At 64.6% G+C, this 9,349-nt stretch carries 12 protein-coding genes; 4 read left to right on the plus strand and 8 right to left on the minus strand.

Translation table 11 applies throughout. The features are described from left to right. Positions 1-293: 293 nt before the first annotated feature. The 4 genes from QZY06_RS17710 to QZY06_RS17725 form a co-directional block, all read right to left on the minus strand. Entirely contained in the window at positions 294-572 is a 279-nt protein-coding gene (locus QZY06_RS17710; protein WP_293391108.1) for a hypothetical protein, read from the minus strand. A gap of 109 nt (positions 573-681) precedes the next feature. Beyond that, the gene (locus QZY06_RS17715) at positions 682-1,716 is read right to left on the minus strand and encodes a DUF475 domain-containing protein (protein ID WP_295686494.1); all 1,035 of its coding nucleotides are present in this window, start codon (positions 1,714-1,716) and stop codon (positions 682-684) included. A gap of 116 nt (positions 1,717-1,832) precedes the next feature. Then, positions 1,833-2,336 carry a ribonuclease E activity regulator RraA gene (rraA, locus tag QZY06_RS17720; RefSeq protein ID WP_295686497.1) on the minus strand — a complete coding sequence of 168 codons (504 nt, stop codon included), beginning with the start codon at positions 2,334-2,336 and terminating at the stop codon, positions 1,833-1,835. Between the two features lie 48 nt (positions 2,337-2,384). After that, entirely contained in the window at positions 2,385-2,894 is a 510-nt protein-coding gene (locus QZY06_RS17725; RefSeq protein ID WP_295686499.1) for a disulfide bond formation protein B, read from the minus strand. A gap of 167 nt (positions 2,895-3,061) precedes the next feature. Here QZY06_RS17725 and QZY06_RS17730 point away from each other — a divergent pair, with 167 nt between their 5' ends. Together QZY06_RS17730 and QZY06_RS17735 are read left to right on the plus strand one after the other, a co-directional pair. Next, positions 3,062-4,036 (plus strand): quinone oxidoreductase, encoded by a 975-nt coding sequence (locus QZY06_RS17730; protein WP_295686501.1) that lies wholly within the window; start codon positions 3,062-3,064, stop codon positions 4,034-4,036. A 158-nt stretch (positions 4,037-4,194) separates the two neighbouring features. Continuing rightward, on the plus strand, positions 4,195-4,728 hold the full coding sequence (locus tag QZY06_RS17735; protein ID WP_295686503.1) for a hypothetical protein: 534 nt from the start codon (positions 4,195-4,197) through the stop codon (positions 4,726-4,728). 54 nt (positions 4,729-4,782) lie between these two features. Here QZY06_RS17735 and QZY06_RS17740 read toward each other — a convergent pair whose 3' ends face one another. Beyond that, positions 4,783-5,211: a hypothetical protein gene (locus tag QZY06_RS17740; RefSeq protein WP_295686505.1), complete on the minus strand. Its 429-nt coding sequence runs from the start codon at positions 5,209-5,211 to the stop codon at positions 4,783-4,785. 49 nt (positions 5,212-5,260) lie between these two features. After that, complete coding sequence (locus QZY06_RS17745) at positions 5,261-6,661, minus strand: aspartate ammonia-lyase (protein WP_295686507.1); 1,401 nt, start codon at positions 6,659-6,661, stop codon at positions 5,261-5,263. A 125-nt stretch (positions 6,662-6,786) separates the two neighbouring features. On the opposite strand from QZY06_RS17745, the gene purB reads away from it, so the two are divergent. Then, positions 6,787-8,160 carry an adenylosuccinate lyase gene (gene purB / locus QZY06_RS17750; protein ID WP_295686509.1) on the plus strand — a complete coding sequence of 458 codons (1,374 nt, stop codon included), beginning with the start codon at positions 6,787-6,789 and terminating at the stop codon, positions 8,158-8,160. 110 nt (positions 8,161-8,270) lie between these two features. Continuing rightward, on the plus strand, positions 8,271-8,699 hold the full coding sequence (locus QZY06_RS17755; RefSeq protein WP_295686510.1) for a hypothetical protein: 429 nt from the start codon (positions 8,271-8,273) through the stop codon (positions 8,697-8,699). Positions 8,700-8,725: 26 nt separating this feature from the next. Here QZY06_RS17755 and QZY06_RS17760 read toward each other — a convergent pair whose 3' ends face one another. Then, positions 8,726-9,175: a thioesterase family protein gene (locus QZY06_RS17760; RefSeq protein WP_295686511.1), complete on the minus strand. Its 450-nt coding sequence runs from the start codon at positions 9,173-9,175 to the stop codon at positions 8,726-8,728. Beyond that, positions 9,172-9,349 (minus strand): DUF1289 domain-containing protein (locus tag QZY06_RS17765; RefSeq protein ID WP_295686512.1); only part of this gene is annotated, 178 nt, incomplete at its 5' end. The genes QZY06_RS17765 and QZY06_RS17760, both read right to left, overlap by 4 nt.

Here is a 9,349-nt window from a genome sequence, read left to right on the forward strand (position 1 = left end):
CGGATGGCGCGGCGAAAAGCCCCGTCATGGCCGAGAAGCACAGGGCATCGGATCGCGCTTCTGCTTCTTGCGATCCGACGCAGCGCCGGGGGCGCCCTTCCTTTTGGTGACTTTTCCTTGGGCGTTCAAGGAAAAGTCACCCGCGCGACAGCGCGGAATGGTTCGGTGAAGTCAGCAAACAAGGACAGCAGGCCGATCAAGTCCTAAAGCACATCAATCGAACCGGTATCGAATCTGTCGGGAGGCGCGATGAAGCCGCTTTCCCGACCTACTCGGGCCGACCGCAAGCCGCCCTAGCTCGTCTGCTTCTTCGGCCGAATCGACAACCTCACTTCCGACGGCCGCCCACCCAGATACCAGAACTCGTACTGCCGCCACGACGCCTGCGGCTCATGCGAGGTCAACACGATCAGATCTGACCGGTGACGGGTGATCAGCAGAATGGTCGCCTCGGTCTGTGGGCTGCGGTCCGGGGACAGCCATTTGTCCGCCAGCTTGGTGACCAGCAAAGTAAGTTTCGCGCCGAGGTCGCAGGGCACGTCGCGTTTGAGGGTGATTGCAAGCTGCTTCATGACCTATAGATTCCGGAATCTACCCGCCTGAACCCTATCCTCGCGTATCCAGCGCCCCGGCGTCACGCCATCTGACAGGCAACTGCCATACGGTGCATGGCAGCTACGCTTACGGCCGCGAATCCAGCGCCCGTTGGCGCTTGTTGTAGCGGACCGAACTCCAGACCGACGCGCCGATGAACGCGATACCGAGCAACCCGGTGACCACTTCCGGCACGTGGACGACGGTGCCGGCGATCATGATCACCGCGAGCATGCCGATCGCATAATGCGCGCCATGTTCGAGGAAAACGTACTCGTCCAGCGTGCCCTTGTTGACCAGGTAGACCGTCATCGAACGTACGAACATCGCGCCGATGGCGAGGCCGAGCATGATGATGACCACGTCGCGGGTGATCGCGAAGGCGCCGATGACGCCGTCGAACGAGAACGAGGCGTCCAGCACTTCCAGGTACATGAACGCGGCGAGGCCGCTGCGCTTGACGCCACTGGCAACCGCGTCGCCCGGCTCGCCAAACAGGCTGCCGAGGGCATCGACGCCGATGTACAGGATCACACCGGCCAAGCCGGCCACCAGCACGTCGTCCTCGACGACATCGGGCAGGAACCAGCGGGTGCCGAACAAGGTGACCAGCGACACCAGCACGGCGACGCTGTCGATGCGGCCGAGGCTGGCCAGCCAGCGTTCGCTACTGCCCAGCCAGTGCAACTGGCGCTTGTCGTTGAACAGGAAATTCAGGAACACCAGCAGCAGGAACATGCCGCCGAACGCCGCGATCGCCGGGTAGGCGTTGCCGAGCACGGCGCTGTATTCGTCCGGGTTGTTCAGGGCCATGTCGACGACCGGCCAGACGCCGAGGCCGGTGGCCACTGCGACGATGACGATCGGGAACACCAGGCGCATGCCGAACACGGCGATCAGGATGCCGACGGTCAGGAACAGGCGCCGCCAGTAGGTGTTCATGTCCTTCAGCACGCCGGCGTTGACCACGGCGTTGTCGAACGACAGCGACACTTCCAGCACCGCCAGCACGATGGTCAGCCACAGCGCCGTGGCCAGACCGATTTCGGTCTGATAGCCCCAGACGCCAGCGGCGATCAGACAGATCGCGCTGACCAGGAAGGAGATGCGGAAATCACGCACAGCAGGTCTCGCAGGTAATGGCCGAGGGCAACGCCCGCAACGGCGACACCGGCAGTGTGAGCTTGCGCGTTGCAGCCAGCCGGCTCAAACCGGCCGGACGGAGCCTCATGTCGTGCTCAGCGGCTGTGAACCGGCTGATCGGTGACGACGATGCCGTCGGCATCGGCATACAGGTAGGCGCCCGGCTTGAAGCGGACCCCGGCGAATTCGAGCAGCTTGTCTTCGACCGCCGAATGCAGACCCTTCTCGCTTTTGCGCGGATGGGTGCCGAGGGCCTTGACGCCGATGTTCTGATCGGAAATTTCGATCGAATCACGGATATAGCCGTAAACGACAATGCCGGCCCAGCCGTTCTTGACGCCCAGCACGCCGAGATTGCCGCCGACCAGCGCGCAGCGCGGCGAACCTCCGCCATCGACCACCAACACCCGGCCCTTGCCCGGCGTTTCGAGCACGGCGCGCACCTGGGCATTGTCCTCGAACACTTTCAGCGTCTTGATCGGGCCATGGAAATCGAGCTTGCCGCCGAAATCGGCAAACACCGGCTCGGCCACCTGGGCGTCGGGATGGGCGTCGGAAACGTCGGTCGTGGCGATCATCTGGGTCTGGGTCTTGGACATGCGTGTCAGCTCGGCTCAGAAAGTGTTGGGGAAGTGTCTGGAAAACGGTCAGGCAAAGATCGAATGGCGGCGCGCCAGGGTCGGCAGCAGCAGCGCGTACAGGCTCAGGAAGATGAAGAGGACCAAGGTCCAGCCCGGCAGGCTGATGCCCAGGAACGCAGCATCGATCTTGGCGCAGTTGCCATCGCCCTTCAGCACCATCTGCACGACTTCAGCAACCGGCAGCATGCCAAGCAGATAGTCCAGGGTCGGGCCGCAGGCCGGCGCTTCGCCGGGCGGCAAACCCTGCAGCCAGACGTGGCGCGCGGCGATGCCCGCACCGACCAGGGCACCGAGCAGCGCGAGGATCGACCAGATGCGGCGGCCACCACCGGTTGGCGCGTGAAGCGCAGCACCGAGGAAGCAGAGGCCGGCAGCAGCCATCGCAACGCGCTGGAAGATACACATCGGGCAAGGCTCCAGCCCGAAACCGTGCTGCAGCACCAGGGCGAAGGCCAGGCCTGAAACGCAGAGCAGGAAACCCACCAAGCTCAGGCGACGAAAACTGAAACGGGTCATCGGATTCCGGATCGAGGTTGCAAAGTTAGGACCGCGATGAGGTCCATGCGTTCGGCTGCGGATCGTGATGAGGACGACTGCGAGGCTGTGTCCGATGCATCCGAACCGCTCGAAGCCTGCCTGCACGCCATTACACTGCAGCTTCACTTGAAACACATTCTAGCCCGATGAGCCTGAGCATCCGCATTCGCCAGCACGGCGGCCCCGAAGTTCTCGAAACCTTCGACGAGACCTTGCCACCGCCCGGTGTCGGCGAAGTGCAGCTGCGCCACACGGCGATCGGCCTGAACTTCATCGATACCTACTTCCGCGCCGGCGTCTACAAGGCGCCGCTGCCGCATGGCCTCGGCCAGGAAGCGGCAGGCGTGATCACCGCGCTCGGTGCCGAGGTCAGCGGCTTCGCGGTCGGTGATCGCGTGGCTTATGGCACTGGTCCACTCGGTGCTTACTGCGAGTTGCGCAACTTCGCAGCCGCGCGTCTGGTGAAAGTGCCGGACACGGTCAGCGACGAAGCCGCAGCCGCGCTGATGCTGAAAGGCATGACCGCCTACTACCTGCTACACCTGACGCACGCCGTGCAGCGCGGCGAAACCCTGCTGGTGCATGCGGCGGCGGGCGGTGTCGGCTCGGCGCTGGTGCCCTGGGCGAAAAAGCTGGGTGCGCGGGTGATCGGTACCGTCGGTTCGGCGGACAAGGCGGTGCTGGCGAAAGCCGCCGGCTGCGACGAAGTGATCCTCTATCGCGAACAGGACGTGGCCAGCGAAGTGCGCCGTCTGACCCATGGCCGTGGCGTCGATGTCGTCTATGACTCGGTCGGCAAGGACACCTTCAACGGCTCGCTCGATTCGCTGAGAACGCGCGGGCTGTTCGTGTCGTTCGGCAATGCCTCCGGCAAGGCTGCGCCCTTCGAGCCGGTGCTGCTCGCCGAGAAGGGTTCGCTGTTCTTCACCCGTCCGACGCTTGCTCATTACACCAGCACGCGCGCCGAACTGGACGCCGCCGCCAACGCGCTATTCGAAGCGATCGCCAGCGGCGTGATCGAGCCGCAGATCAAGCAGCGTTATCCGTTGCGCGATGCCGCCAAGGCGCAGATCGCACTGGAATCACGACAGACCAGCGGCGCGACGGTGCTCACCGTCTGAGTCGTTTCGATAGCGGGAACAGCGGCTGTTTGTGACGACGAGATTAAATCGTTCGTAGCTTGCAACCGGATGCAGGGGCTGGCGCATCGAAGGTGCAGGAAGCAAAGAACCGGATCACCGGCAGCTTCCTCATTCGCCCCCATTCCGGAGAGACACCGATGAATAGCCTGACCCTGCTCAGCCGTCCGTTTGCCCTGCTGCTCACTGCCACCGCCTGCCTTGCCGCGATTCCCGCCGCTCAGGCAGATGCCACTTTGCTGGCCGCCTCGAACTACACCGAAACCGCCGATGGCTCGCTGCTGCTGAAGAGCGAACCGGTACGCCTGAGCCATGAGGATTCGGCCGTGGCCAGCAATTGCATCAGCGTGCGCGGCAATGGCGGCATGCGTCAGCGTGACATGACGATGCTGGTCAATAGCTGCGCGTACGCAGTGAAGGTTTCGTACTGCATCGACGCCGAACAAGGCGCTGCCAAGCGCTGCGACGCCATCGGCCGGCGCGGTTTCGAATCCGTGGAGATTGCTGCCGGCTCGCGCCTGGCGCTGAATGGCTTTGCGCCGGTCGATGCCGACATCAGCTGGGTGGCCTGCAAAGCCAGCGACTCGACCTACAGCACCCTGATCAACAAGGGCACGCGCGGCGAATGCCTGGTCGAACAGGGCCCGACGACGATCGCGACGATCCAGCGCTGATTACAGTTCAGACGCACCGGGGCCGGGCACTGTGCCCAGCCCCGGTGTGCGGGCTCAGGACACCAGCCGCCGCTCTGCCGTCAGTTCGTAAAGACCTTTGGCGATCAGCGGCTGACCGGCTTCATCGCAGTGATAGGGATCGAGATATTTGTTCCGGACCGGATCGAAGACGAAGTTCAGATCCAGCCATTCGACGAGCTTGACGATCGTCGGCCCATCGCCCTCGCGGATCACCAGATAATCGACCGCGCCGTGCGTCGCCGCGCGGAACATCAGGTCGATCGTATGACCGTCGTCCTTGCCTTCGGCGAACACCCAGCCGCCTTCGTCGTAACGGCTCCAGCGCAGCGGTGTGGCGAACAGATTGCGGATCGCCACGGCGAGCACCTCGACCGTGCCGAGCGGCTCGAAATGCGGGTTCTGCCAGGTGTTGAACGCGCCGAACTGCGGCCGCGCCCGGTACAGCATGTATTCGCTGGTCATCGTTTGCTGCGATAGATCTTTGGAGCGGGGCGCGAAGTTTAGCCTTGCCTCAGCCGCCTGCCCCACCCGGTCCCTTGATGCCACCTTCGGTCAGCGCCGCCGGATCGAGCAGCGCCCGCAACTCGTCCTCGCTCAAGCCCGTCTGTTCCAGCGCCACCTCGAGCAGCGGCCGCTTTTCGCGATAGGCCTGCTTGGCGATCGCCGCGCCTTTCTCGTAGCCGATCACCGCGTTCAACGCGGTGACCAGGATCGGGTTGCGCGACAGGGATTCGGCGATGCGCGCTTCATCGACCTCGAAGCCGGCAATCGCCTTGTCACCGAGCAGCCGCGCCGCATTGGCGAGCAGGCCGATCGACTGCAGCAGATCGTGGGCGATCAGCGGCAGCATGACGTTGAGCTGGAAGCTGCCACTCTGGCCGGCGATGGTGATCGTCGTGTCGTTGCCGATGACCTTGGCGCAGACCATCGCCACCGCTTCCGGAATCACCGGATTGACCTTGCCCGGCATGATGCTGGAGCCCGGCTGCAGCGCCGGCAGCCGGATTTCGCCGAGACCGGCAAGAGGGCCGGAGTTCATCCAGCGCAGATCGTTGGCGATCTTGGTCAGGCTCACCGCCAGGGTCTTCAGCTGGCCGGACAATTCCACCGCGGTGTCCTGTGTGGCCATCGCCGTGAACAGGTTCGGCGCCGGCACGAAAGCCACCGCGCAGCGCTTGGCCAGCCGCTTGGCGAACTTGGCGGCGAACTTCGGATGGGCGTTGATGCCGGTGCCGACCGCGGTACCGCCTTGAGCCAGCCGCTGCAGGCGCGGCAGCACCGCCTTGATCCGGGCGCTGCCATCGCGAATCTGGCTGGCCCAGGCGCCGAGTTCCTGATCGAAGCGCAGCGGCATCGCGTCCATCAGATGGGTGCGGCCGGTCTTGGTGACGCCGCGCAGCGCTTTCGCCTTGCGCTCGATCTGCTTCGCCAGCTGCTTGAAGGCGGGCAACAGGTCTTCCCGCACCGCCAGCGCGGCGGCGACATGGATCGCCGCCGGAATGGTGTCGTTCGAAGACTGGCCGAGGTTGACCTGATCGTTCGGATGCACGGCGACATCGAGCACCGAGCCGGCCAGATGGGCGATGACCTCGTTGGCGTTCATGTTGCTCGAGGTGCCCGAGCCGGTCTGGAAGACGTCGATCGGGAACTGCGCGTCATGGCGGCCTGCGGCGACTTCGAGGCTGGCGGCGACGATCGCCTGGGCGACCGCACCATCGAGCAGGCCCAGCTCGGCATTGACCTCGGCGGCCGTGGCCTTGATCAGGCCCAGCGCGCGGATGAAGCCGCGCGGCATCCGCAAGCCCGAAACCGGGAAGTTGTCGACGGCGCGCTGGGTCTGCGCGCCCCATAGGGCCTCGGCCGGCACCCGGACTTCGCCCATGCTGTCATGCTCGATGCGCGGCTTCGCCATGCGGATACTTCCGGTTTAGGCAGTCGCGCCGGAGGCTCGCGTAAAATCCCGCCTGCCGCAAGCTGGCTGCCCGATCGCCGAGGCCGCCGCCGGCCCCTTTCGCTTCAATCCCCGACGAGTCCCGAATGAATCTGAGCAGTCTGACCGCCATCTCACCGATCGACGGCCGCTACGCCGACAAGACCCAGGGCCTGCGCCTGATCTTCAGCGAGTACGGCCTGATCCGTTACCGGGTCGAGGTCGAAGTGCGCTGGCTGCAGGCGCTGGCCGCGCATCCGGGCATCCCGGAAGTGCCGGCGCTGTCCGCGTCCGCCCAGGCCCGCCTGACCGAAATCTGCGACGGCCTCGATGTCACCGAAGCCGCCAAGGTCAAGCTGCTGGAAAAGACCACCAATCACGATGTGAAGGCGGTCGAGTACTACCTGAAGCAGCAGGTTGCCGGCCACGCCGAACTGTCGGCGATCAGCGAGTTCATCCATTTCGCCTGCACCAGCGAGGACATCAACAACCTCGCCTACGCGCTGATGCTGCGTGATGCCCGCGAGCTGGTGCTGATGCCGGCGCTCGACAAGCTGATCGATACGCTGACCAAGATCTCCCACAAGTACGGCGAGCTGCCGATGCTGGCCCGCACCCACGGCCAGCCGGCGAGCCCGACCACCCTCGGCAAGGAGATCGCCGTGTTCGCGCATCGCCTGATCATCGAGCGCAACCAGCTCGCCACCGTGGCGCTGTTCGGCAAGGCCAATGGCGCGGTCGGCAACTACAACGCGCACACCATCGCCTACCCGGAAGTCGACTGGCCGGCGCTGTCGGAAGCGCTGATCGAAGGCATGGGCCTGGTCCAGAACCCGTACACCACGCAGATCGAGAACCACGATTTCGTCGCTCGCTACTTCCATGCATTGATGCGCGCGAACACGATCCTGATCGACTTCTCGCGCGACGTCTGGAACTACATTTCGGTGGGCTACTTCAAGCAGCGCACGGTCGAGGGCGAAGTCGGCTCGTCGACGATGCCGCACAAGGTCAACCCGATCGATTTCGAGAACGCCGAAGGCAATCTCGGCATCGCCAACGCGGTGCTCGATCACCTGACCCAGAAGCTGCCGATCTCGCGCCTGCAGCGCGACCTCACCGATTCCACCGTGCTGCGCAATCTCGGCGTCGGCGTCGCCCATTCGATCATCGCTTTCCAGGCGCTGGAGAAGGGTCTGTCCAAGCTCGATGCCGACCCGGCCAAGCTGGCGGCCGATCTCGACGACAACTGGGAAGTGCTGGGCGAAGCGATCCAGACCGTGATGCGCCGCTACGGCCTGCCGGAACCGTACGAGCAGCTGAAGAAGCTGACCCGTGGCCAGCGCCTGGATGGCGCGGCGATCCGGGCCTTCGTCGAGGGGCTGGAACTGCCGGCCGATGCCAAGGCAAGGCTGCTGGCGCTGACACCGGGCAGCTACACCGGCAATGCCGCCGAGCAGGCGCGCAGCCTTACGCCGTGATTGGCGCTCTGCGGCCATGTGGCTGGCGTCGCGAACCGCGATGCCAGCCGCGCGGTCTCAGAACCGGAAACACCCACCTCATCGTTCCGCCGCTCAGGATGCCGACGCTCATGACCGCCCCATTCAAAGCCCAACGTTCGTTTCGATTGATGTTGTTGTCGGCTGCCGTGCTGCTCGCTGCCTGCAGCTCGCCGGCTTCGCGTATCGACGACAAGAAATCGGTCTACGAAAGCTATCCGCCCGAGGTGCAGCAGAAGCTCGCGGCCGGTCAGGTCGACATCGGCTACACCCAGGAGCAGGCGCAGATCGCGCTCGGTGAACCTCGCCGTCGCTTCAACCGCACCACGGCAACCGGCAGCGAGGAAGTGTGGAGCTACAGCACGCGCACCGGGCCTTCGTTCGGCTTCGGTCTGGGCGGCGGTTCGGGCAATGTCGGCGGCGGCATCGGCCTGAGCACCTACGGCAACAATGCCGACGAAAAGATGCGTGTGGTGTTCGTCGACGGCAAGGTCACGGCGATCGAGGAGATCGTCAAGTAAGGCCTCGGCTGAGGCCCCACTTTCAACTACTCTTCCGGCGCCACCGCTTCACGGGCACGGATCGCGGCGCGGATGTGCTCCGGCACCGGCATCGCTTTCTGGTTGACGTAATCGAACCAGACCAGCACGCCGCGCACCGCGGCCATCAGCTGATCGCCGACGAACAGGCCGCTCAACGTGTTCATGCTGCTGCGGCCGATCTTGGTGATCCGCGTGCCGACGGTGAGCTGCGCCGGGTAATGCACCTGCTGGATGAAGTCAGCCCCGATCGACGCCAGGATCAGGCCGTAGTCCTTCCACATGCGCGGATCGTCGGCCCCGAACGGCTCGAAGTAAGCGATACGGCTCGACTCGTCGTAGGTGAAGTACTTGGCGTTGTTGACGTGGCCGAGCATGTCGACATCGCCCCAGCGCACGTCCAGCGGCAGGCGATGGCGAAAGTCATCGAGGCGGATGTCGCGATTGTTCTGGCTCACGACAACGCTCGCGGATTGACCTGAAGACGAGTCATCGCAGCCAGCCGCAGCCGCGCGTTCTCGACCATCACCAGCCGGCGCGGGTTGGCGGCTTTCGACCACTCGGCAATCTCGGCGATCGACCGGCCGCAGCCGATGCAGACCGACTGGGTGTCGAGCTTGCAGGTGCCGACG

The sequence above is a fragment of the uncultured Nevskia sp. genome, assembly GCF_903885465.1.
Lineage (GTDB): Bacteria > Pseudomonadota > Gammaproteobacteria > Nevskiales > Nevskiaceae > Nevskia.

What these genes read in the sequence shown, in the direction of transcription:
- purB (WP_295686509.1), top strand. Translation starts at nt 6,787, where the DNA reads ATGAATCTGAGCAGTCTGACCGCCATCTCACCGATCGACGGCCGCTAC.
- QZY06_RS17710 (WP_293391108.1), bottom strand. Translation starts at nt 572, where the DNA reads ATGAAGCAGCTTGCAATCACCCTCAAACGCGACGTGCCCTGCGACCTC.
- QZY06_RS17740 (WP_295686505.1), bottom strand. Translation starts at nt 5,211, where the DNA reads ATGACCAGCGAATACATGCTGTACCGGGCGCGGCCGCAGTTCGGCGCG.
- QZY06_RS17735 (WP_295686503.1), top strand. Translation starts at nt 4,195, where the DNA reads ATGAATAGCCTGACCCTGCTCAGCCGTCCGTTTGCCCTGCTGCTCACT.
- QZY06_RS17745 (WP_295686507.1), bottom strand. Translation starts at nt 6,661, where the DNA reads ATGGCGAAGCCGCGCATCGAGCATGACAGCATGGGCGAAGTCCGGGTG.
- QZY06_RS17725 (WP_295686499.1), bottom strand. Translation starts at nt 2,894, where the DNA reads ATGACCCGTTTCAGTTTTCGTCGCCTGAGCTTGGTGGGTTTCCTGCTC.
- QZY06_RS17755 (WP_295686510.1), top strand. Translation starts at nt 8,271, where the DNA reads ATGACCGCCCCATTCAAAGCCCAACGTTCGTTTCGATTGATGTTGTTG.
- rraA (WP_295686497.1), bottom strand. Translation starts at nt 2,336, where the DNA reads ATGTCCAAGACCCAGACCCAGATGATCGCCACGACCGACGTTTCCGAC.
- QZY06_RS17730 (WP_295686501.1), top strand. Translation starts at nt 3,062, where the DNA reads ATGAGCCTGAGCATCCGCATTCGCCAGCACGGCGGCCCCGAAGTTCTC.